At 57.9% G+C, this 23,378-nt stretch carries 17 protein-coding genes; 12 read left to right on the top strand and 5 right to left on the bottom strand.

What is annotated here, in order from left to right:
- Positions 1-31 precede the first annotated feature (31 nt).
- Entirely contained in the window at positions 32-1,795 is a 1,764-nt protein-coding gene (locus Mal15_RS13205; RefSeq protein ID WP_147868198.1) for a SulP family inorganic anion transporter, read from the bottom strand.
- Between the two features lie 477 nt (positions 1,796-2,272).
- Between Mal15_RS13205 and Mal15_RS13200 the strand changes: the two genes are divergently transcribed.
- Entirely contained in the window at positions 2,273-4,633 is a 2,361-nt protein-coding gene (locus Mal15_RS13200; protein WP_147868197.1) for a hypothetical protein, read from the top strand.
- A gap of 376 nt (positions 4,634-5,009) precedes the next feature.
- On the opposite strand, the gene Mal15_RS13195 is transcribed toward Mal15_RS13200, so the two are convergent.
- A complete protein-coding gene (locus tag Mal15_RS13195; RefSeq protein WP_147868196.1) occupies positions 5,010-5,591 on the bottom strand; it encodes a sigma-70 family RNA polymerase sigma factor in 582 nt (193 codons plus the stop codon).
- Positions 5,592-5,757: 166 nt separating this feature from the next.
- Between Mal15_RS13195 and ruvB the strand changes: the two genes are divergently transcribed.
- The 3 genes from ruvB to Mal15_RS13180 all read left to right on the top strand — a co-directional run bounded on the left by ruvB (position 5,758) and on the right by Mal15_RS13180 (position 9,041).
- A complete protein-coding gene (gene ruvB / locus Mal15_RS13190; protein WP_147868195.1) occupies positions 5,758-6,816 on the top strand; it encodes a Holliday junction branch migration DNA helicase RuvB in 1,059 nt (352 codons plus the stop codon).
- A gap of 97 nt (positions 6,817-6,913) precedes the next feature.
- Positions 6,914-7,567, top strand: coding sequence for an endonuclease III (nth, locus tag Mal15_RS13185; RefSeq protein WP_147868194.1), 654 nt, complete (start codon positions 6,914-6,916; stop codon positions 7,565-7,567).
- Positions 7,568-7,667: 100 nt separating this feature from the next.
- Entirely contained in the window at positions 7,668-9,041 is a 1,374-nt protein-coding gene (locus Mal15_RS13180; RefSeq protein ID WP_147868193.1) for a UTP--glucose-1-phosphate uridylyltransferase, read from the top strand.
- Positions 9,042-9,562: 521 nt separating this feature from the next.
- Here Mal15_RS13180 and Mal15_RS34050 read toward each other — a convergent pair.
- On the bottom strand, positions 9,563-10,363 hold the full coding sequence (locus tag Mal15_RS34050) for a GNAT family acetyltransferase (protein WP_167546781.1): 801 nt from the start codon (positions 10,361-10,363) through the stop codon (positions 9,563-9,565).
- Between the two features lie 134 nt (positions 10,364-10,497).
- Between Mal15_RS34050 and Mal15_RS13170 the strand changes: the two genes are divergently transcribed.
- From Mal15_RS13170 to Mal15_RS13135, 8 genes are all read left to right on the top strand, one after another.
- Entirely contained in the window at positions 10,498-10,701 is a 204-nt protein-coding gene (locus Mal15_RS13170; protein ID WP_147868192.1) for a hypothetical protein, read from the top strand.
- 1,497 nt (positions 10,702-12,198) lie between these two features.
- Positions 12,199-12,927, top strand: a complete 729-nt coding sequence (locus Mal15_RS13165; protein WP_147868191.1) for a WbqC family protein — start codon at positions 12,199-12,201, stop codon at positions 12,925-12,927.
- Positions 12,924-13,898 (top strand): glycoside hydrolase family protein, encoded by a 975-nt coding sequence (locus tag Mal15_RS13160; protein WP_147868190.1) that lies wholly within the window; start codon positions 12,924-12,926, stop codon positions 13,896-13,898. Before Mal15_RS13165 ends, Mal15_RS13160 begins: the two co-directional genes overlap by 4 nt.
- The gene (locus Mal15_RS13155) at positions 13,895-14,875 is read left to right on the top strand and encodes a glycoside hydrolase family protein (protein ID WP_233903434.1); all 981 of its coding nucleotides are present in this window, start codon (positions 13,895-13,897) and stop codon (positions 14,873-14,875) included. The genes Mal15_RS13160 and Mal15_RS13155 overlap by 4 nt, the downstream gene beginning before the upstream one ends.
- Positions 14,876-15,367, top strand: a complete 492-nt coding sequence (locus Mal15_RS13150; RefSeq protein ID WP_147868188.1) for a GNAT family N-acetyltransferase — start codon at positions 14,876-14,878, stop codon at positions 15,365-15,367.
- Between the two features lie 98 nt (positions 15,368-15,465).
- Positions 15,466-16,233, top strand: coding sequence for a class I SAM-dependent methyltransferase (locus tag Mal15_RS13145; RefSeq protein WP_147868187.1), 768 nt, complete (start codon positions 15,466-15,468; stop codon positions 16,231-16,233).
- A gap of 252 nt (positions 16,234-16,485) precedes the next feature.
- Positions 16,486-17,640, top strand: a complete 1,155-nt coding sequence (locus Mal15_RS13140) for a DegT/DnrJ/EryC1/StrS family aminotransferase (protein ID WP_147868186.1) — start codon at positions 16,486-16,488, stop codon at positions 17,638-17,640.
- A 133-nt stretch (positions 17,641-17,773) separates the two neighbouring features.
- On the top strand, positions 17,774-19,993 hold the full coding sequence (locus tag Mal15_RS13135; RefSeq protein WP_167546780.1) for an O-linked N-acetylglucosamine transferase, SPINDLY family protein: 2,220 nt from the start codon (positions 17,774-17,776) through the stop codon (positions 19,991-19,993).
- Between the two features lie 547 nt (positions 19,994-20,540).
- Here Mal15_RS13135 and Mal15_RS13130 read toward each other — a convergent pair.
- Both Mal15_RS13130 and Mal15_RS13125 read right to left on the bottom strand, forming a co-directional pair.
- Positions 20,541-21,599: a hypothetical protein gene (locus tag Mal15_RS13130; RefSeq protein ID WP_233903433.1), complete on the bottom strand. Its 1,059-nt coding sequence runs from the start codon at positions 21,597-21,599 to the stop codon at positions 20,541-20,543.
- A 351-nt stretch (positions 21,600-21,950) separates the two neighbouring features.
- Positions 21,951-23,354 (bottom strand): hypothetical protein, encoded by a 1,404-nt coding sequence (locus Mal15_RS13125; protein WP_147868183.1) that lies wholly within the window; start codon positions 23,352-23,354, stop codon positions 21,951-21,953.
- Between the last annotated feature and the right edge of the window lie 24 nt (positions 23,355-23,378).

Raw genomic sequence — 23,378 nt, 5'->3', positions numbered from 1 at the left:
ATGCGATGCACAGCATCACCCACAAGACGTTCTATCCCAGCCGATCGGTTGCGACGTGGTACTGCGGGTCTTCGGAGAGATTGACTTCCACCAAGTCACCGGCTTTGTCGAGCAACCCGCGACACTCGTCGCTCAGGTGGGTCAGGTGCAATCGTTTGCCGGCCGATTCATACTTTTCGGCCAGAACGTTGATCGCCTCCAATCCCGACTGATCGTAGACGCGGGTGTAGTAGAAATCGATCACCACGTCTTCGGGGTCTTTCTGGACGTCGAACAACTCTTTGAATGAGGTCGCCGACGCGAAGAACAACGGGCCGTGCAACTGGTAGATCTTGCTGCCGTGTTCGTTGATTTTGGTTTCCGCCCCGAGGTGCGTGGCGTGCGTCCAGGCGAACACACAGGCCGAAACGATCACACCCAGAATCACGGCGGTGGCCAAGTCATGCATGATGACCGTGTACCCGGCGACCAGAACCATGACGGCAAAGTCGGCCTTGGGAACTCGCCGGACCATCTTCAACGAGGCCCACTCAAACGTCCCGATGACGACCATGAACATCACGCCCACCAGCGCGGCCATCGGAATCTGTTCGATCCATGGGGCTAGGAACAGGATGAACGCCAGCAAGCAGACCGCCGCGGTGATCCCGCTTAATCGGCCACGTCCACCAGAATTAACGTTGATCAGCGACTGGCCGATCATCGCACATCCGCCCATGCCGCCGAACAGTCCGCAGATAATATTCGCGGCACCTTGTCCGACACATTCGCGGTTACCACGCCCTCGCGTTTCGGTGATCTCATCGATCAAGGTCAGTGTCATCAGTGATTCGATCAACCCGACGCCCGCCAGGGTCAACGAGAACGGCAGGATGATCCACAGCGTTTCCATCGTCATCGGTGGAACGGTGTACTGCAGAAAAAACGGCATCGGCAAACCACCGCTGATCGACGATGCCTCTTCCGTCGGGGCCACTTCGGCAGGCTTGGTCGCCGAATCGCGCAGCACAGGGCCGACAACGGTATCGTTTCGAAAGCTGACGTTGCGGAGGTCGGCCAGCAGCTGCTCGGAGGCGACGTTGGTCGGATCGTCTTGTCGCGCTTCGGCGATTTGACTGGCCTTCAGGTTTGTCTTCAGCATGTCGCCGACGGTTGCAACGGCGTTGGGAGTCAGTTCGTCGCCCGAGATAACGCCGCTGCGATTGATCGCCACCGAGATCAGCGTCACCGACAGAATCGCCACCAGCGACGCAGGCAAGGCCCGGGTCAACTTCGGCAGCAAATAGATGATCAGCATCGTGACCGCGACCAGTGCCAGCATGACGTACAGCCGAGGCCCGGTCAGGTAAACCAAGTTGCCGGTCGACAGGTCCAGGGTTTTAAAACTGCCCAGTTGTGCCATCCCGATCACGATCGCCAATCCGTTGACGAAACCGAGCATCACGGAGTGGGGCACCATCCGAATCAATTTCCCCAGACGGGCGATCCCCACGGTGATTTGAAACAGGCCGCAAAGGATCACGGCCGGAAACAGATACTCCACGCCATGCATCGCGACCAACGCCACGACCACGACGGCCATCGCACCGGTGGCACCGGAAATCATCCCGGGGCGACCGCCGAAGGCAGCGGTGATCAATCCGATGAAGAATGCCGAATACAATCCGATCAGGGGGGAGACGCCGGCGACGAACGCAAACGCAATCGCCTCGGGGACAAGCGCGAGCGCGACCGTCAATCCGGACAGTAAGTCGTCTTTTGCGTTCGCAGTTCTAGCACGGAAGAAATTCAGCATTCAAGCAATCTAGGGCAGAGATAGAGCGATCAAAAAAAGAAACAACCGCGAATCCTAGTGTGCATCGCAACGCGGTCAAGAAAGGTTTCAACACGGCTCGAGAGCCCAAATCAAGGCCGAATCATCACATTCGCTGGTGAGGTGAAAATCTGCCACCTACTCGCTACGCTAGGTCGGTGCCTGGCGTCGCAAAAGGTCCACGATGGAACCCGCACGGCAACAAAAAATTAAAAAAATATTTCGGCTCCCCCGACCTGCCCCGCAAATATGATCGCTTTCCGGCGACGACCCACGAAGCGTCTCTCTGGCAATGCCGCTCTGCAGCGCATTAACTTGACGACCACCTCGCCGCAAATCAGAGGTGGTCACGAGCGGTGTCAAGTCACTGGTGGTAATGCCACATGCTCGATGAATGCGTCTCGGTGTTTCCACCGCAATCTCATTCGGGGGGCCATCCTCTTTCTGATCAGTATTGCGTTGGCTGATACGGTGATTGCTGGACGGATGACGGATGACGCCGAGAGCGATGTCGTGGAATCGTTGCTGGCCGCCGGCCGGCTGGAGGAGGCCGAGTGGTATTGCCGAAACGAGCTGCGCCACCATCCCGAAGGGCAGCTGAAGCACGCAAAGTGGACGGCGCGGCTTGCGATGGTTCTGGCCGAGAACAACGCGACGGCGATCTTTAACGGGAAACCATCGGACCTAATCGCGCGACTTGAGCCCTTGATCGCCTCGGCCTGCCAGCCCATCGAGCGGCTCAGGCCCAGCTACCCCGATTCCCCTTGGGATGTATTCCTGGAGGCCACCCAACTGGCGGTTCAGCAACGGGTTTTGCGGGCGGCCATCATTGTCGCTTCGGTCTCGCCCCCCAATCCAGACACGACCACCGCCCTGCTTTCCAAACTCTCGCGGTTGCAATTCGAGGCGAGTGAGTTGCATGAAGCGGCAAGTCGCCATTGGAGTTCGAGCTCCAGTGAATTCAACAGAGGGGGAACGAAGTCCGATGGACTTGCTGCCGATCAATACCTTCGACTGATGCAGGAATTGTTGCTTCAGCGTGTTTCGGTCGCCTTGATGCAGTGCGAATTGTTCCCCAAGGATTCCACAGACTACCGAGCCGCCGGCGCGGATGCCGCTCTGGTTGCGGAGGAAGCGATTTTGGCGTTGGCCGACGGCTCCGATGCCAAACGTGTCGCCAGGGGGCTCCGCGCCGAAGCATTGCTTCGAAGCGGAGAGATCGCGACCGCCAGAGACATTATTGACGATGTTCAAGACCGACCCGGCTATCAAACCTCACCTCGATGGACCGCGTTAAGGGTTCGGTTACAACTTGCCCAGGGTGACATGGCGTCCGCACGCGCAACCTGCGATGCGTTCTATCGGTCGACCGATTCAGAGCTCCCCGCGGCGGAACGGTTGGAGATGGACTTTGCCAAACTGGATGTGTTGCTGGCGGATGCGAAGGACGATGGGACCGTCGCCAACTGGATCGACTGGATCGAGCAGAGTGGCGGCGCCTTTGCCCGCCGGCGTGCTGAATCAATCGCGATCGCGCTGTTGCGGAGCGACAAGTCACCCTCCGATACGGCAGCCCCACGCCGGATGAGCCCCTCGTTGATTGCCGCACAAGGTGAGGACTGGCTGCGACGTGGTGACGCTCGACAAGCGACGGTGCTGTTGCGAGAAGCCGCGTTGGCCGAACCGCGTCCCGAAGCGGCGCTGCAGTACGCGGCCAAGAGCGCCGCAGCATCGATCGCGGCAAAGGACTCCCGCGAGGCGATCGAGGTGCTCCGGCGTGTCGCTCAAAAACATGCCGCACACGAAATCGCACACACCCTGACGATGCAAGCCGCATTGCTGGCGTCGAAACCGTTCGCCGGCGTCGATCAGCCCAAGGTTCGGCTCGCACTGCTCGAAGATGTTCTTAAAGAAGTCTCGCAAACCTGGCCGACCCGAGATGCGGCGGTCAAAGCGAACGCCTGGTTGTGCCGAATCCTGGTGCAATCGGGACGTCTGGAACAGGCGGCGCGTGATGCGTTGGAGTTGCTGACGCTTGGCAAGCGTGTCGATCAAGTCGGCCCTACCATGGCGTTGTGGTTTGACTACTTGTCGGATCTTGAACTTGATCAAGCCACCGACGAAATCCGTTCGCTCGCAGCCACGCTCGGTGAATTGGCTGACGAAGACGATGCGCTCGCCGAGCCGATCCATCGAGTTGCCATTTTGCTTTTTGATCGACCGCAGATGGCGTTTGATTCTTCAGCGCTCGCCGGATCAGATCGCTCGACCGAGTTTTTGACGCACCTTCAGCGGTTCCGCGGAAGCGGCGGGGCCGGCGGAGGAGCGATCCCGACCGACGGCGTCGACGACACACTCTTGTCGCGGGCGCGGTGGCGACTGGAACGTGACGCCATGCTCGATACGACGGCCCAACGAGCGATCGGAGCCGAGCTGTTGACCTGGCCAAATGCGAACGAGTGGCAATCGGCTGCCGCACAGCTTTGGAGCGTTCAAGATGAAGCATCCGTCGAAGCGATCAAACGACTGGCGCTTTCCGGGAATCCCAAGCCTCCGTCACTGCGTCGCGGAATGCAGTTGCTGGCCGGTAGCGATTCCGAGGCGGCCAGGTGGTCCGCGATTGAGCTTGCTGATCGATTGGCCGCGACGATGAAACTCGGAAGCGAAGACTGGTACGGTGCAAAACTTCAAGCGATCCAGTGGCTGGTCGAAATCGGTGAACAAGAGCAAGCGACCAAGCGAGCTCGGTACGTGTTGCTGTTGCACGGCCCCGACGACGGGGAACTTCGCCGGCGTTTCGAAGCGTTCGCGGGAGACTGACCCGCGCCGGTGTGCACGCGTTGTCCCAATACCGCAAAGCTAAGGCCGCTCGCGCTGGCGCGAACCGGCTGATATCAAACGATTATCAGCCGTTTGGCGCCAGCCTACGGGCCCCTCATCGACACTGGGCCCCTCATCGACGCTGGGCCCCTCATCGACGCTGGGCCCCTCATCGACGCTGGGCCCCTCATCGACGCTGGGCCCGAACGCTTGCGCGAATCGGCTGATCGCACTCGTATTTCGTCGCCCGATGGCTGCTGTGAGTCGACCGTCCATCGCGGAGTGATTTCGCTGGAATTCCGAACCACCGCAAAATCCAGATTCTGCGCAGTCCACGCGGACCCTTTAAATGAATCACCAACGTGCGTGAAACCTTTCACTCGCCCAACTCTTTTCGCAGGGCCTTCATGCCGCGATGCAAGAGCCCCGCGACGGCGCCGGTTGACTTGCCCAGTTCCTCAGCGACCTCACTCAATTTCATGCCTTCCAAATAGTGCAGGCGAACGGCATCGGCTTGAGCGTCGGGAAGCCGGGCGATCGCCTGGCTGATCTGAATCACACTTTCGCCGAACGCAACATTTTGGCTGGGCGTCGGTCCGTCTCCGGCCAACAGACCCTCCAGCCGCATGGACGACGCGGCGAGCTTTTGTTCCATCGACTGCTCGCGGCGGATATCGCGTTTGTCCCGGTGCAGATCGCGGTCCAAGTGGCACAGGTGGTGGGCCAAAATCTTCCTCAGCCACGCCAGCAATTCGCCTTCGGTGGAGCCGCGAAAACCGTCAAACCCCTGGACCGCCTGCATCATCGCCTGCTGCACCATGTCCGAGGCACCGAGTTTGGCCTGATAGGCACGACGCATTCTCGTCCGGGCCAGCATCCGCAGGTACGGTTCGTATTGGGCGACGATGGCCGGGTCGGAAACGTCGATCGGACGCGACGAAGTGACGGGATCAGACATGATGAATTCCTTGCGTAGGCGGGCACCGATGGGGACTCCTGACCATCCCCCCTGCAGATTCGCCGGGCACCGATGTAATCTCGCGCCGACTTGAAAGGCAATTTCGGTTAAAACAACCCCTGCAAAGAATCCTTCGCAAGTGCGTTTCCACACGGATGAGTACCCCATGGCGCGAGAAGCAGTCTACCAACAATCCGATCCCGACGTCCCCGGTGATTTGCCCCCGGGCGAACCGATCGTCGCGTCGGCGGGCGACAGCAACCCGGACGACCGGGAGCGTAAGCTGCGGCCCCGTCGGCTAGACGAAATGGTCGGCCAGCGCGACGTGATCGAACGGCTGAAGATCGCCATCGACGCCGCCTCGGGACGCGGCGAACCGCTCGGACACATCCTGTTTGACGGCCCCCCCGGGCTGGGAAAAACGACCTTCGCCACCGTCATCCCGGCCGAAATGGGCACGACCGTCCAAATGGCCAACGGCGCCGGGCTGAGCGCCCCGAAAGACCTGCTGCCCTACCTGACCAACGTCTCCGAACGGTCGGTGCTGTTTATCGATGAAATCCACCGCGTCCCCAAGGCCGTCGAGGAGTACCTGTACACGGCGATGGAGGACTTTCGGATCGACATCGTACTCGGCGAAGGCGTCAACGCCCGCACGTTGAATTTCGAACTGCAACCCTTCACCTTGATCGGCGCCACCACGCGAGCCGGCATGCTCAGCGCGCCGCTCCGCGACCGATTCCAAATCCGCGAACACCTCGGATGGTACAGCGACGACCAGCTTTGCGAACTCGTGATTCGAAACGCCAGAAAACTCGCCATCGAAATCGACCAACCGGCCGCCGGTGAGATCGCACGACGCAGCCGCCGCACGCCGCGGCTGGCCAACAATCGATTGCATTGGGTTCGCGACTATGCCCAGATCAAAGCCAAAGGCACCGTCACGATCGGTGTCGCCCGAGATTCGCTGGACATGATCGGAATCGACAAACTGGGACTGGATAAACAGGATCGCAACTATCTGGAAACCCTGATCCGCGTGTTCGGCGGCGGCCCCAGCGGGCTCGAAGCGATCGCCCACACGATGAATGTCAGCAGCGATACGTTGGAGGACGAAGTCGAACCGTTCTTGTTGCGCAGCGAATTGATCGTCCGAACGCGTCGCGGACGCATGGCGACCAGCAAGGCGTTCGAACACATGAAGATGCCGCCACCGACCGTCTAAGCATCCGGTGAGAGACGCTTCCAGGTTCGTCATACCCTGGATGGCGAATCGCCAAGTCCATTCGGCTCTTTTTTCTTGACCTCCTCGATTCGCTGACATGTTGAAAAAAGAACGCGCCGCGCTCGTCCAGCAGCGCCTGGAAGAACACTACCCCGAAACGCCGATTCCGCTGGATCACACCGATGCGTTTACCCTGCTCGTTGCCGTCTTGTTGAGTGCCCAATGCACGGACAAAAAAGTCAACGAGGTCACGCCCGAGCTGTTTCGCGCGGCCGGAACGCCTGGAAAGATGGCCGCGCTCGGGCAAGAAAAGATCTTGGAGATCATTCGTCCTTTAGGACTGTCCAAGCAAAAGGCGAAAAGCCTGGATGGACTCTCAAAGATCCTGATCGAGAAACACGAGGGGCAAGTTCCGCAAACGTTTGAGGAGCTGGAGGCCTTGCCGGGCGTCGGCCACAAGACCGCCAGCGTGGTTATGTCCCAAGCGTTCGGGATTCCTGCGTTCCCCGTCGACACCCACATTCACCGACTCGCACAACGCTGGGGACTCTCCAGCGGCAAGAGTGTGGTCCAGACCGAACAAGATTTAAAGAAATTGTTTCCGCGCGAATCTTGGAACAAGCTGCATCTGCAAATCATCTTCTACGGGCGAGAATTCTGTACCGCGCGCGGCTGTGACGGAACCAGATGCGACCTTTGCCGCGAGCTGTACCCGAATCGAAAAAAGCCGGTCGCGGCGAAAAAGGCGTGATGGCGAACTCCTCCCCCAAACGTACTTGATCTGATCCGCCACTCGCCTTACACCTATAAACCTATCGGTTCAGCTCTTTCCTCCGTCGACGCAGTTCAAAATGTCTTCCAACTGGCCCGCCGTTCAAGCCGTTCTCGACAACGCCGACGTTCCCGACATTGTGAAGGGATTGTTCAGACAACATTACGAAAAACTAGGCTCGGGCGCGGAAAGCTACATCCGTGAGGCAGAGATCTCTCCGGTTTCCGACGTCGTCGATGCAGAAACGCTGCCGACGACGCTGCGAGACGCCGGACGGGCGAAACTCGATTCGGTCGCGGTGTTGAAACTCAACGGAGGGCTGGGCACGTCGATGGGATTGGAAGGCCCCAAGTCGTTGCTGCCCGTGCGTGGCGAAGATTCCTTCCTCAGTTTTATCCTCCGCCAAGCCGAGCTTTTGTCGGTTCCACTGGTGCTGATGAATAGTTTCTCGACGTCCGATCAAACAGACACGGCGATCGGCGCACTCGGCGATCTGGATGTGGAAGTCATCTCGTTCCTGCAACACCAGGTTCCCAAGATCGACGCCAAGACGCTCCAGCCCGCCGTCTGGCCGGCCGACCCGTCGATGCAATGGTGCCCTCCCGGTCACGGGGATATTTACGCGGCTCTTGTGACCAGCGGGACGCTCGGGCGATTGCTCCAAAAGGGACGGCGTTACCTGTTCGTTTCCAACGCGGACAACCTTGGGGCAACCTTGGACCTCAGCATTTTGGGACACTTCATCGAAAGCGGCAAATCGTTCTTGATGGAAGTCGCCGATCGCACCGCCGCGGACCGTAAAGGTGGCCACCTGGCGCGTCGCGCGGACGGACAATTGCTGCTGCGTGAAAAGGCACAGTGTCACAGTGACGAAGAGGAACAGTTTCAAGACATCACCACGCACCGTTACTTCAACACGAACAACCTGTGGATCGACTTGGTCGCACTGTCGGATTTCCTGAAATCAAATGACGGTGTGGTCTCGCTGCCGACGATCACCAACCGCAAATCGGTCGACCCGAAAGACCCTTCATCCACTCCGGTCTTCCAATTGGAAACCGCGATGGGCGCCGCGATCGAAGTGCTGCCGAACACCGACGCCATTCGCGTTCCCCGCTCGCGATTCGCTCCGGTCAAAACGACCGGGGACCTGATCGCCGTACGCTCCGATGCCTATGAAGTCCGCCAGGATTTTTCAGTGGGACTGATCGCCCAGCGAAACGGCGTCCCGCCACACGTCGCTTTGGACGATCGTTACTTCAAAAAAATCAGCGACCTCGATCAGCGGTTCGCCGACACGCCGTCGCTGAAGAGTTGCGAGACGCTGAAAGTTACCGGCAACCTGAACCTCGCCTCGGGCATCACCATCCAAGGCACCGCAAATCTGGTCGGTAGCGATTCTCCCGCCACCGTCCCCGCCGGAACCTACGAAGGCGACTACACGTTCGCGTGACAAATTTCATGCACCTCGTTTTCGGGCTCCGCCTGGGAACGGACATTTCTCCAGGCTCCGCCTGGGCTGTGCAAAATCGTTCGATTCGTTCGCGTTTTCGTTCGTAGGATTTTGGCGTTTTCGATTCCGCGAAACCCGCTTGGGAATCAGCCGTTTGGCGCCAGCCTACGGGCCTCCATCGAATCTGGGCCTCCATCGAATCTGGGCCTCCATCGACGCTGGGCCTCCATCGACGCTGGGCCTCCATCGACGCTGGGGCCCGAACGCTTGCGCGAATCGGCTGATGTCACCCGTGTTTCGTCGCCCGATGGCGGTTGTGAGTCGACCATCCATTGCGGAAAGATCTCGCTTTGATTCTGAACCACCATAATCTCCAAATATTGCAGAGCCCGGGCTCCGCCTGGGCTGCAAGCGGTGTGTGTACCGCAAGCCTCACCTGCAATGCGTTTCAAGGCGGAACCGTCGGAACGACACACAGGGAAGATCAGGAGTGGAAACAACCGACGTCCTGGATGTTCCCCTCACTCCCTCTCCTGCTCCGGCAGTCCGAACGAGTCTGGAAACCGATGACTGCCGTCGTGTTCTCGCGGCAGCGGATCAACCGAAATCACCGCCTCCAGCGGGATGTCTCCGTAGACATGTGGAAACAGGGCTCCGTCACGCGACGTCTCCCAGCGTAGTGTTTCACCCAGCTTGCCCGCATCGACGGCGACCAATCGTAAATCCCCTCGCCCGGCAAAGTACAGCTTTGCCGTCGTCTGGACCTGATCGCGACCGGACAAGTGGATAAAACCGTCAGTCAAATCGATACCGCAACCGGAGAAGACACCGGCGGCCCGCGCGTCGTCCCACTCGGTTTTCGTGAGAATCTTGTACAGGACTTGAGTGTTCAAAGGCTTGTTTCCTTGATCGTCAATCAACCGTTTTCCAAAACTGACCACATCATCTTCGCGAAACCCGATTGTTTCATAAAACGAGATGGCTTCGGCATTGTCCTTACGGATTTGCAGATTGATCTTCGGGCACCCGGCTTCAAGCAGTAACTGCTCGGCATGTTGCATGATGGCCCGCCCACGGCCACCTTGTCGATGATCGGGATCGACCGCCAGGTAATTGATCCAACCGCGGTGTCCATCGTATCCAGCCATCACCGTCGCGATGACCCGTTTGTCCAACACGCCGACCAAAAACCACTGCGATTGGACGCTCATCTTCCGCGCGATGTCCTTGTGCGGATCGTTCCACGGTCGCGTCAACCCGGCCCGCCGCCACAGCGACACGACATCGGGCTGATCGGCGGGCTGGTATGCTCGAATCTGCATCTGTAATCACGGTGCTGATGATTGGGGAACCACGGTGGAATCGGCTTCCTGAATGTCAATTGGACACTCGGGAATCTGGAATTGATTATACTATTCGCCTGGCTCACCACAGTCTTCCGACACACTCGCATCCCATGAACCCCTACCGCGCTCCGATCGCCACGCACGACAACCACCAGCCGGGATTGCTGTGGGGCGTGTTATCGGTGTTTTGTTTCGGATGGGCGTTCGGGACAGCGATTCGCGCCGAACTGGATACGTTCGGCTGGTTCGGCATCGCGGTCTTCATCCTCGGCATGCTGTTATGGAATAACTCGCGACCACAATTCGACGGTTAGTCTCACCCATTTATCCTGTTCCAACTTCGGCGGACACTCGTCCCGCGCCACAACTCGACAAGTACACGTTCACGCCCACCAGCAGGGAATCGGTCGCGCAGGGTGGCTGATGTGTTGTAGGAACGGGTCAAAAAATGGGGTGGTCAAAAAAGTTGAGACAACAGGGATGGATCCTGTCTGCGCAAATGGCCGCATTTTTTGACCAGCAAATTTTTCGACCATCTTTTCTCCTGGGTCTGACGCAGCGTGAAGGCGGACCCCGAAACGACGCCACGTGACCGCAAGTTGCTATCAATCCCTTAGCGAGATCGCACAGGGGACAGACCCCGCGAGCGAGATCGCACAGGGGACAGACCCCGCGTGTTGCACAGGGGACAGGAGATCGCACAGGGGACAGACCCCGCGTGTTGCAAGCAATCGATTTCAAGTTCCGTCCACAGCAGACGGGGACAGACCCCGCGTCCACAGCAGACGGGGACAGACCCCGTAGTGAACAGACCCCGTAGTGAACAAATAGGTTCCGCGGATGTTCCTGTACGTGCGATCCGTGGGTGCGCGCTGCCATCCGTGGGTTCCCCCTCCTGGGTCGCACAGGGGACAGACCCCGTAGTGAACAAATAGGTTCCACGGATGTTCCCGTACCTGCGATCCGTGGGTTAGCGCTGCCATCCGTGGGTTCCCCCTCCTGTACACGGTAGAGCAGGACCGGGTTCCTGGGGGACAGACCCCGAGTCTTGGGAGGACAGAAACGGGTCAAAAGATTGGCTGGTCAAAAAATGAAAGCAACAGCGGTGGACCGGTCTGCGCGGATGGCCCCATTTTTTGACCAACAAATTTTTTGACCTCCTCCTCTCCTGGATCTCATGCAGAGTCCGGGCGGAACTGGGGCTCTGCCGGGCGACCACCAGTTGCTAGCAATCGATTGAGGTCGCACAGGGGACAGATCCCGCGTGTTGCAAGCAATCGATTTCAAGTTCCGTCCACAGCAGACGCGGACAGACCCCGTAGTGAACCAATAGTTCACGGGTGTTCCCCTACCTTTGATCCGTGGATTCGCGCTGCCATCCGCGGGTTTCCTCGTCGCGGAAGAGCAGGACCGATTTCTTTGGGGACAGACCCCGCATACCGTGGGGATAGACCCCGAGTGTTGAAAGCAAATGACTGGAAGTTCCGTGTCCCTGATCGTGGATGGAAACGGGTCAAAAGATTGGCTGGTCAAAAAATGAGAGCAACAGCGGTGGGCCGGTCTGCGCGGATGGCCCCATTTTTTGACCAACAAATTTTTTGACCTTCTCCTCTCCTCGATCTCACGCAGAGTGTGAACGGAACTGGATACCTGCCGGGTGACCACCAGTTGCTAGCAATCGAATGAGCGTCGCCCGCCGCTGATTCAAGCTTTTCCCGATCGATGACGATATCCAGTTGACGTGGGTGATGCCGCATCCGGCTCATCAATCGACGCTCGGATTCCGACCACTTCCATCACGGGGCAATGCAATGGGGGAGAAGCGGATCGCCATTATGCAGCCGTATTTCTTTCCCTACATCGGCTACTTTCACCTGCTTCACGCAGCGGACTCCTTGGTGCTGTACGACAATTTGCAGTACACCAAGAAAGGCTGGATCAACCGCAATCGGATGCTGCACAACGGCGGCGACGTGTTGTTTTCGATTCCGCTGCGAAAGGCGTCCGATTACGCGAGCATCGACCAGCGAGAGGTTTCCACGGACTTTGATCGCCGCAAACTTCTCAACCGAGTCCGTGCGGCCTATCGAAAGGCCCCGAACTTCGCCGCCACGATGAACCTGTTCACGACCGCGATCGACCACCCGGAATCCAACCTGTTCCGATTCGTCAAACACTCGATCCAACTGCTTTGCGATCATCTGGGGATCCGGACTTCCATCATCGACTCTTCCAACGTTCCGATCGACCACTCCATGCGTGGTCAAGACAAGGTCTTGGCAATCTGTCGCGCCTTGGAAGCGACGACCTACGTCAACGCGATTGGCGGTGTGTCGCTGTATGATCAAGCAGATTTCGCTGGGAAGGGCATTGAATTGCGGTTCATCCAATCGGAAAACCGTCGTTATCAACAGTTCCACTATCCTTTCGTTGCTTGGTTGTCCATCCTGGACGTGCTGATGTTCAATTCGACTGAAACGGTCCGCGACTGGGTGGAAAACGGATACACGCTGGTTGCCAATCCCACGCCGGTGTCATGACGCAGCCCTATCGCTGGAGAAAGCTCGGCAAGGTCTTTGACCCGACAGATTCATCCGTTCCCGGAGCAGGCTGGATTGATCAGTTCGCTCAGGCGCCTTGCGTCGTGCCGCACGACGACTTCCTGCGCGTCTACTTTTCATGTCGTCCAGCACCCGATTCGCGCGGGCAGTACACCAGTTACTCGACCTATCTGGACCTCGATCGTTCCGACCCGCAAAACGTCCTCCGTGTCAGCGATCGGCCCGTGCTTCCGCTGGGCGCGATTGGAATGTTTGACCAATTTGGCATCTATCCCATTTCCGTGATCCGCGACAGAGAGTTGTATCGCGCGTACTACGCGGGTTGGACGCGATGCGAGTCGGTCCCCTTCAACACAGCGATCGGTGTCGCGGAGAGTCACGACGGTGGTCGAACCTTCACAAAGCTCGGCCCTGGTCCGGTGATCCCATACACACCCGATGAACCCTTCGTGATCAGCGGCCCCAAGATCCGCCGATTCAATGATCGATGGTATTTGTTTTACATCGCGGGCAGAAAGTGGATCGTCGACGACGCTCGCGCCGAACCGGTTTACAAGATTCGAATGGCGACATCTGACGACGGCCTGCATTGGCACAAGCACGGCAAAGACCTGCTACAAAGCCGCATCGAACCCGACGAAGCGCAGGCCAGCCCCGACGTGATCTTCTCCGGCGGCAAGTACCACATGTTCTTCTGTTATCGCCGCAGCCGCAACTATCGCGGCAAGAGCGGTGGCTACCGGATCGGTTACGCCTTCTCCGAGGACCTGTGTCATTGGACGCGCGACGACGACCGCGCCGGTATCACGGTTTCCGAAAGCGACTGGGACAGTGAAATGGTCAGCTATCCCCATGTGTTTCAGCTCGATGGGTGCACTTACCTTTTCTATCTGGGAAACCAGGTCGGCAAACACGGATTCGGCGTCGCGGTTTTGGAGGGGCAACTGTGACGACGCAAGCATTGCGATGGCAAAAACAGGGTCGCATGTTTGATCCGACCGACCACGAGTTGCCGGCCGACTGCACCGAGTTCGCTCAGTCCCCGCAGGCCTTGGTTTGCGATGGTTTCGTGCGGATCTATTTCTGCTCGCGCCAGCGTGACGGCGACACCGGCAAATTCCTCAGCCATGTCTTGTTCGTAGACTTCGACTGGGAACTGCAACAAGTCCTTCGCATTGCCGAAAAGCCCGTGATCACGCTCGGCGAACGAGGCTGCTTCGACGAGCACGGCATCTTTCCGTTGAGTCCGGTTCGCGTCGGCGACCAGGTGTTTGGGTACACCTGTGGTTGGAGCCGACGCGTGGGCGTGTCGGTCGAGACGGGAATCGGGCTGGCGATCAGCGACGACGGCGGAACGACGTTTGAGCGTTATGACAACGGCCCGATTCTTTCGGCGACCCTGCACGAACCCTGTTTGGTCGGCGACGGATTTGTGCGGCTGATCGGAGATGTCTTTCACATGTGGTACATCTTTGGCCGACCGTGGCGTCAATATCACGGTCAATCCGAACCCGATCGGATCTACAAAATCGCACACGCGACCTCGCACGACGGAGTTCATTGGCGAAAAACCGACGGCGAACAACTGATCGCCGACGCGATCGGCGAAGACGAATGTCAGGCGCTGCCGACGGTGATCGAATCGGGGGGGCGCTATCACATGTATTTTTGTTTCCGGTACGCGAACGATTTCCGAACCAATCCCGAGCGAGGCTACCGGATCGGCTACGCGTCTTCGGACGATCTCCGACATTGGGTGCGCGATGACCGACACGTTGGAATCGAACGCTCGAAGAATGTGGACGCGTGGGACAGCCGCATGATGTGCTACCCCAACGTTTTTCGTCACAACAAAAACACGTATCTGCTGTACAACGGAAACCAGTTCGGACGGCGTGGTTTTGGGATCGCGGTTGCGGAGGCTTGAATGATGGAGTCGATTTCGGCACGACAATCGTTTCAGTACCAAATCGGCCACGCAACGAGTGCCGAGATTCTGAAGCACCTCCAAGCCTGTTCGGCGCAGTTTCGCCCACCGCTCACCGATCGGGTTGATTTACCGCAGTATGCAAAAAAGTTGTTCAGCCGTTCCGTCACGTTCGAGGCGTGGCGCGGCAAAAAGCTGATCGGATTAGTCGCATGCTACGTCGACCAACAGGCTCAGCCGGCCAGCGCATTCGTTTCCAACGTCAGTGTGCTCTGGGAATACCGATCGAAGGGGATTGCCCGCCGCTTGATGCTTCGCTGCCACGATGAAGTCGAGCAGCGTGGGGTCCAGGTGATTTCGTTGGAAGTTTCCGACAACAATGTGCCGGCGATCGGACTGTACACCAAACTCGGATACATCAAAACCGCCACCAATAGCTCTGACCTCTTGATGCAGCTTTCATTCGAACAGAAATCAAAGCCCGGAACATGACCGTGGGATAGCCTTCCAGGCTGTCGACACAGAGTGGTCACGCCTGAATACCGATCCTACTTGGTTTCCTCTCACTGCTCCGTATGGAGAATCGATCCATGACTCACTCCAACCAACCGCGCGACTACGACGCGGAGTTGCAAGACACGCCGGAACACAAATACGCCTACGATTTTGACCTGGACGTGATGCACGGCTTCATGATCCGGTCTTTCGAGGCATTTTTTCGACCGGGAAACTGCCTGGAATTGGGAAGTTTTCAGGGCAGCTTTACCAAGCGACTGTTGAAGTATTTTGACGACCTGACGTGTGTCGAAGCCTCTGATGCGGCCATCAAGGCAATGAACGAGACGTTAGCCGGCAACGTGCAGTGCATTCACGGAACGTTTGAAGAGGTGACTCTACCGACGAAGTATGACAACGTCGTATTGACCCATGTGCTCGAACATCTCGACGATCCTGTTGGAGTATTGCGACGGATCAACGATGAATGGCTAACGGACGACGGGCGGTTACTCCTAGTGTGCCCCAACGCGAATGCTCCATCGCGGCAGATCGCCGTCAAAATGGGCCTGATTTCGCATCAGAGTGCCGTCACCGATGCCGAACGCGAGCACGGACACCGGATCACCTATTCGCTGGACACTCTGGAACGCGACGCACGTGCCGGCGGGCTTGATGTGGTTTATCGAACCGGGATCTTCTTCAAGGCGCTGGCGAATTTCCAGTGGGACCGGTTGCTGCAAACCGACATCATTTCCGATGAGTACCTGGAAGGCTGCTACCAACTCGGACAAGTCTATCCCGATCTGTGCTCGAGCATCTTTCTTGTCTGTCGGCGAAGCGGCGTTCCATTTGAGGTCTAGCGCAAGCGGCAAGTGCCCGAGGGAAAACCCTCGTCGCACGGATCCAGTCTGTTTCCTACCGCTAGTTCGCCATCTCGTTGCGTATTTTGCCGCCTGATTTGTACCAGAGCATCCGTTGTCGCCAACCGCGTGGCAAGGGCATTCCGCCCAATCGCAGCTTCACCTGTAGGACATGGAATCATTCTTCCGACAGAACGATATCGGTAGAGGAGTTTTTTTCAGCGATTGATTCATCGGCCCTGCGCAGCGCGAATGTCAGCCACCAAGACCCTGCATCGGATTGATCGAGAGGTCGGCCAAGATGACGTGTTGCATGTCGGGGCTCCGAACGTCGGCGACCGCGCTTACTTCAATCAACTCGTCGACCAGATATTTCAGCGCAGGTGGTTCACCAACGACGGCGACGTCGTCAAAGAGCTGGAATCGCAGTTGTGTTCCTATCTGGGAGTCAAACACTGCGTGGCGGTCTGCAACGCGACACTCGGCCTGCAGTTGGCGTATCGCGCTCTGGGTCTGACCGGTGAAGTGATCGTCCCATCGTTCACGTTTGTTGCGACTGCTCACGCGGCGCAGTGGAACGGATTGACGCCGGTATTTGCCGATATCAAACGCGATGACCATACGATTTGTCTCCAAAGCATTGAGTCGCTGATCAACGAAAACACCAGCGCGATCGTCGGTGTCCACCTTTGGGGAACTCCCTGTCAGACGAGTGCGATCGAAACGTTGGCCCGCAAGCACGATCTGGCCGTAATTTATGACGCCGCTCATGCGTTTGGCTGTGCGGACCAAGGTCGCATGATCGGAAACTTCGGCGACTGTGAGGTGTTCAGTTTCCACGCCACCAAGTTTTTCAACACCTTTGAAGGCGGCGCGATCGCGACGAACAATGACGAACTGGCCGAGCGTCTGACGCGGATGAAAAGCTTTGGGTTTGCCGGCATGGACAAAGTCGTCGGATTGGGCACGAACGCGAAGATGCCCGAAGTTTGTGCGGCCATGGGATTGTCCCTGATGCCCTGCCTGGAACAACTGATAGACAGAAATCGGCACAATCACCAGCTCTACCGGGCGCACCTGGAAGGGCTCGATGGGCTGCGATTGTTAACGCACGACCATCTGCAGCAGACGAACTGGCAATACGTTGTCATTGAGATTGACGAGCAGCGCTTTGGCGTCGGTCGGGACGCCTTGGTTGACCGGCTGCACGCCCGGAAGGTCCGTGCACGGCGATACTTTTATCCCGGATGTCACCGGATGGAGCCCTATCGCTCGATGACTCGGAATCAAGGTCTCGCCTTGCCCAACACCGAGACGATTGGCGATCGCGTGATCTGTCTGCCCACCGGTTCTGCGGTTGATGAAGCCGACATTGAACGTGTCTGTCGCGTTATCCGCGGCGATTGAGTGTTGCCGTTTCGCTGCCCTATTCCTTAGATCCCAAAGCACGATGTCACGTAGCAGAACGAAACCGCCGAAACGACGCAGACGCCGACCGCAGCCAGCGCCCGCTCCCCTGGATGTGCAGCATGCGATTGCATTGAAGATCGAAAATGCGCTGGCGATGCAGCGCGCTGGTAACCTCGAACAAGCCAAACAGTTGTACTGCGAAGTCCTGAGTGTGGTTCCCGATCACGCCGACGCCTGGCACCTGTTGGGAATGACACTCTACTCCGCAGGGGCATACCCGAGTGCACTGGAGTGTTTAGAAAAGGCTCGGGGCTTTATGGGCGATCAGCCCGAATTGATCAGCAATTTGGCGATCGTCTATCATTCAGCCGGCGATGCCCGACGTGCCCACCAAATGCTTCACCAGGTAATCGAGGCGGACCCAGAAAATTCCGAGACGCGCAACAATCTGGGAGTCTTCCTGCTCGAAAGCGGGCATTTAGAACAAGCCGAACAGCAGTTTCAGCGGGCGATTCGAATCGACCCGCAATCCGAACAGGCCGCGATGAACTTGGCCAATTGCTGGGTCCGGCAGAATCGCTTGCACGACGCGGAACAGGTCTATCACGACCTGGTTCAGCGAAATCCAGGCAACCTGGACGTGCTGGGAAACCTCGGCGAATGTTACCGGCGGCAGTGCAAATGGGAAGAGTCGCTGGAACTGCTTCAGCGGGTGGTGCATTGTCGCCCCGGCGATGTGGTCTCAAAGTTGACGTTGGCGCGAACCCTGGTTAATCTCGGTCGACTTCCCGAAGCGGCTGAACGCTTTGAGCAATTGGTGATCGAGTTTCCGGATAATGCCAAAGCGCATCACTACTTGGGAACGGTTCTCCTGTCGTTAAGGGACGTCGCGCGCGCCAAGACGGAGATTCGACGTGCCTTGGAACTCGATCCCACCGATGCACATGCGCTCTGTTCGCTCGGGTTCGTGTACATCGAATCCGACCGACGTCGCGAGGCAGCGGAGTGTTTTGCGGAAGCCGTCAAACGAGACCCTCGAATGAGCAGCGCGCATGGGTGTTTGCTCTATCTGATGAGTGGCGATCCGGAAATCAGTCCGGAACAGTTGTTCGAAGAACACATCCGCTGGGGTGAGCGACACGGAAATGTCCAGCCAATTCGACGTCACACCAACCGTCCCGATCGCGAGCGAAAGTTGCGGATCGGTTATGCTTCTGCGGACTTTCGCGAACATGCGGTGACGGCGTTCTTCGAGCCGCTGTTGCGACTTCGCGACCGATCGATGTTTGAAGTCTATTGTTACTATGAATCTGGAGTCGGAGACAATGTGACGGAGCGGTTGAAATCCCTTGCCGATCATTGGCGCGTCACGCTCGGCTATTCCGACCAGCAGGTGGCACAACAAATCGCGGATGATCAGATCGATATCCTGGTCGATTTGGCCGGACACACTTCGGGAAACCGGTTGCCGGCGTTTGCGACCAAACCGGCACCGATCCAGATTTCATGGTTGGGTTACCCGAACACTACGGGTCTGCAGGCGATCGATTATTGCTTGACCTGTGACGTGCAAAACCCGATCGGTGAGCCGACGTTGCACACTGAAGAGTTGATTCGAATTCCGGGCGGATCCTTCTGTTTCGCCCCGCCGAAAAACGCTCCCGATGTTTCTTCCTTACCCGCGGCCGGCAAGGGCTACGTCACGCTGGGATCGCTGCACCGACCGTTCAAAATTTCATCAACAACCCACGATTTGTGGGCGGCTGCCTTGAAGGCATGCCCGAATTCAAAACTGCTCGCGTTCAACACCCGATTCAATGAACCGCTGAAGGCGGAGTTGATCAGCGCGTTGGCTCAGCGTGGAATCAGCGAGAGCCGAATTGAGGTCCGCAGCACCTACCGTGGTGATTCGTACTTGGAAACCTATCACGAGATCGACATCGGGCTGGACGCAACCCCGTGGGCGGGCGGGACAACGACGATGGAGGCCCTGTGGATGGGGATTCCAGTCATCGGTTTCTACGGGAACAACCGGCCGTCGCGGGGCACGGCGGGAATCGTCCATCATCTCGGCAAACCCGAGTGGATTGCCAGGACGACGGACCAATACGCCTCGCTGGTCGGCTCGCTTGCCGGCGATCTCGAGTCACTGGCCGAGATTCGCCGATCACTACGAGAACTCACGCGGCAGACGATCGCCGATCAGCAGCGATTTGTGACCGAACTGCAGAATGCGTATCGACAAGTCTGGCAACGCTGGTGCGTCGAACAATCGGTAAGCGGCGTCACGTTACTCCCCAAGACCATGTCCGCCTCGCCACCCCTCCCCGCAACCGATGACTGTACATAACCACGTACAGCCATGTCCCCCTCAGTCCTACCCCAATCAATCGGGGACAGACCCCGCGCTAATCGATTTTGCGGATCAACCGGGGACAGACCCCGCGCTAATCGACTTTGTGGAACTATTGTCCTGAATTGTTCTCCCTACAGCCGACCCGGCAGATCCGGGCCCCCTCTGCCCGCTGCGCGGTCAACGGAGAACAGTTGGGGACAACGGTTCTACACTGTGGCCCAGTAGCTACTGCAACGACCTAGTCGCCCGACAAGAATTCAATTGGGGACAGACCCCGCACAGTTGGCTGGGGACAGACCCTGGGCGAAGGAGGGACGCGATTCACGGTGTTTCGAATGCTCGGATCGAAAGCGTCAGGCGGCAAGTAGACGTTGGGCTCGGACATCGGCGGCAATGTTTGTTCGAAAGGCCCGGAAAATGCCTTTCCCGGGTATCGCACGGCCTACACGAACTCCGCAGGATCGAAATGTTTCTTTCAATGCACTGGCCGTGATCAATCACTGCGTCGAGGCGGCGTTGAATGTCGGCTGCAGGTCGACGGTTACGCTGCGTGCCCGAATAGCGAGCGAGTGTGCCGGGAAACATAGAAGCGTTGCCCGGTCTGTTTTGTCCGCTCGTGATCGATGTGCTCGGGACGACCGGCGATCGTTGAAAAGACTTCACTGAAATTCGCGACGATTGTCAACCAAAGTGTAGGCGACAGATCGAGGCGTTTCAGTATCGGAGGCAGGTCGGCCGGCGTCTTCCCGGGCTTTCCAGCGGACATCTGCCGAGCGGTCCAGTCCAATAGTTCCAGGTAGGCTTCTTCACTAATCGCCAAGAATCCCTTGTCGCTACATCGTTCTCCCGACTCACTCGGATGCGGCCCTGGTGTGGCGATGGCTTCGTTCAGGTTCACCGGTGAAAGAAAAGCATCCGCGCGGCGAGCTTGCGGTGAACTTGATGACGTCGAGGTATCGGTCGTTTTCCGATCATCTGAAGTGTTCGGCTGCTCCTCCTGCGGCTGCTTTGATGTACGGAGCGATTCGATTCGCCGCTGCGCCGACGTGTGGTCGCTCATTTCCAGTGTTTCCGCGACACACGCGCGGATCAGATTTAGATCGACGTAAACTGAACCGGCCAGGATGGCTTCTTCATCGACCAAAGGCACTGCTTTAAAACGTCCCTGGAAAAAATGGCCTTCGACGTCATCTTCCTTATTGGCTCGCTGCGCGATTCGCTGATTTAAAAGTCGCATCCACCACGAAATGTTGCTGAGCCGTAGCCGTATCTCCGCAATCGTACTGGCAGCACTCCGAATGCGATCCAACTCTGACTGCGTCGGCGTCATCGGATCACCATTGGCGTCCGTTCGTTCCGGGCAGATCATTAGCCAGCGACGCGCCACTTCGCTATCGTCCCATGTTTCGACGACGTCGGGACGAGCCCGTAACACAAGGTGGAAGTGATTCGAAAGAATCGCAAAGGATGTCAAGTCGATGCCGAACGAAGCCGCAAATCGCTTGAGTTGGTTCTCAATCCAGTCCTTTCGGTAATCGAAATTCTTGCCTGAAACCGGGTCGTCGCCGAAAAGCCAGCAACCTCGCGCGGTTCGGCTCATCACGTGAAATGCTTGGATTTCGCGTGGGTCCAAGATTTCGGAACGATTTGTCCTTGCCATCGCAGAGTCTCCCAACTCGTTTCTGGAAACTGCTGCGGGTATCAGGATCTTCCTCCACCATTCGCAGCGAAAAAACGAGTCGCCGTGCGACTCCACTTGACTGTCTTCATTCCACCCGAACAGGAAGAAGCGGTCAAGCCAAAATCGACCGGAACTGCGATCGATCCAACAAACAGCGTCAGGCCATTCTTATGCATGCATTAAAGGGAACTCGCGGGGACAGACCCCGAACTCGGACCCGCGGGGACAGACCCCGGTTGACGCGGGGACAGACCCCGGGTGGCGCGGGGGTTAGTTGGTTGGGTTGGCTTGCAATTGCTTGAGGAGTAGCGTTGCTTCCGTGCGGATCGCTTGGTCGCGGGTGATCTTGTTAACTCTCACCAGGGCCGGTTCAGCCATGCGGCCGAAGTCGCGGATCGCGGTGGGGATCGGGTAACGTGGCTTGGACTTGTTTCCTTTTTGTTCGGCGTGATGCTGCGCACGACCGCGGATGCTTTTCGCGACCGCGTCGATCATGCGTTGTTCGGCGCGTGGTGACATCAGTTCCATCCGCGCGACGAGAACTCGGAGGGTTTCATCCGGAACCGGCGTGACGTGCAGCGGCAGCAATTCATCCGTGATCGGCGGTGGTACCATGAAAAGGATCCGTGTGCCGTTTTCGGTGAACCAAGAGTGTTGCCACGTTTTGACCATCGAGGCAGCTTCCTTTTCATACAACCCCTCGTCGACCAAACTGCGGCGCACCATCTCCGACAACGCTTCTTCGGTCACTGGTCGGACCTGATCAAATCGCAGGGACTGGCCGGAATCGATCCGAGCCAGCTTTTCCGCTTTGACCACATTGCCGTCGACGGAGACAAGGATTGCGGATCGAATCGGTAGGGGTGCATCGTTGACCATCACGACCGACGCGTCTTGAAAGCGTGCAGAAATCGGCAATTGAAACTTCCCGACTCCGCGATAGAAAAGGAATTTCTCGAAATGCCCCGTCTCCGGAAAGTTCAGGCCCGTCTTTCCGCGAACATGCACCAGCGCCGAATCGGTCGCACGTGCCTCGGCATAGTGTTGCTCGTTCGCGCCGTGCGGTAGCAAAACCTGCACGATGTCCTGAGCGATATGTCGTCCGCTGTCGGCACCGGCGAGGTCGGGCAACAACTGTTTGATAGGGATCAAATCAACGCGCCCCCAGTCCAGACTTGATTTGCCGATCAACTCCCCTTTGCCAAAGATGTTCGCTTGGTCGATCGCGGGCTGCATGGATTGAACCGGCGGATAGAACTCGGTGAGCAGTCCCTCGGGGAAATCGACACGCACATTCACCGTCCGGACACGATCGGTATAGAAGTAGGTGACGGGTGTCTCCATGCGGACTCGGCCCCACAGTCGACTCTTGCTCGGGAATCTGAACGGGGCATAGGAACCTCGATCGAGGACGTAGCCGGGCAGGTCGCTGTGTTCGGCAGCCAATGGTCGAAAGTCCAAGAAAACACCGTCGCTGCCGGAAAACGTGGTGAAGGTCCCCCATTCGTGGACGATCAGTTTTCCGCCCTCGTTCGGCTCGGCAGTAGGATCGGGGATCGCCGGTGCGGTAATCGAACTGCGACTCGAATCCGGTTCGGCCGATAGCCGATGCGTCTGAGACGCAACCGCGGCGAGGAGTGTGGCGACGACTGAGAAAACAAGAATCTGACGCATGGGTCCGCTCCGCTGGAAAACTTA

Origin of the sequence: Stieleria maiorica, assembly GCF_008035925.1 — a bacterium.
Lineage (GTDB): Bacteria > Planctomycetota > Planctomycetia > Pirellulales > Pirellulaceae > Stieleria > Stieleria maiorica.
This window is presented reverse-complemented; position numbering and strand designations above follow the sequence as displayed.

Bases quoted from the DNA above. Each gene is read 5' to 3' on its own strand.
- Mal15_RS13165 (WP_147868191.1), top strand. From the start codon at position 12,199: ATGGGGGAGAAGCGGATCGCCATTATGCAGCCGTATTTCTTTCCCTAC.
- Mal15_RS13195 (WP_147868196.1), bottom strand. From the start codon at position 5,591: ATGTCTGATCCCGTCACTTCGTCGCGTCCGATCGACGTTTCCGACCCG.
- Mal15_RS13160 (WP_147868190.1), top strand. From the start codon at position 12,924: ATGACGCAGCCCTATCGCTGGAGAAAGCTCGGCAAGGTCTTTGACCCG.
- Mal15_RS13170 (WP_147868192.1), top strand. From the start codon at position 10,498: ATGAACCCCTACCGCGCTCCGATCGCCACGCACGACAACCACCAGCCG.
- nth (WP_147868194.1), top strand. From the start codon at position 6,914: ATGTTGAAAAAAGAACGCGCCGCGCTCGTCCAGCAGCGCCTGGAAGAA.
- Mal15_RS13180 (WP_147868193.1), top strand. From the start codon at position 7,668: ATGTCTTCCAACTGGCCCGCCGTTCAAGCCGTTCTCGACAACGCCGAC.
- Mal15_RS13130 (WP_233903433.1), bottom strand. From the start codon at position 21,599: ATGAGCCGAACCGCGCGAGGTTGCTGGCTTTTCGGCGACGACCCGGTT.
- Mal15_RS13145 (WP_147868187.1), top strand. From the start codon at position 15,466: ATGACTCACTCCAACCAACCGCGCGACTACGACGCGGAGTTGCAAGAC.
- Mal15_RS13125 (WP_147868183.1), bottom strand. From the start codon at position 23,354: ATGCGTCAGATTCTTGTTTTCTCAGTCGTCGCCACACTCCTCGCCGCG.
- ruvB (WP_147868195.1), top strand. From the start codon at position 5,758: ATGGCGCGAGAAGCAGTCTACCAACAATCCGATCCCGACGTCCCCGGT.
- Mal15_RS13140 (WP_147868186.1), top strand. From the start codon at position 16,486: ATGTCAGCCACCAAGACCCTGCATCGGATTGATCGAGAGGTCGGCCAA.
- Mal15_RS34050 (WP_167546781.1), bottom strand. From the start codon at position 10,363: ATGCAGATTCGAGCATACCAGCCCGCCGATCAGCCCGATGTCGTGTCG.
- Mal15_RS13205 (WP_147868198.1), bottom strand. From the start codon at position 1,795: ATGCTGAATTTCTTCCGTGCTAGAACTGCGAACGCAAAAGACGACTTA.
- Mal15_RS13150 (WP_147868188.1), top strand. From the start codon at position 14,876: ATGATGGAGTCGATTTCGGCACGACAATCGTTTCAGTACCAAATCGGC.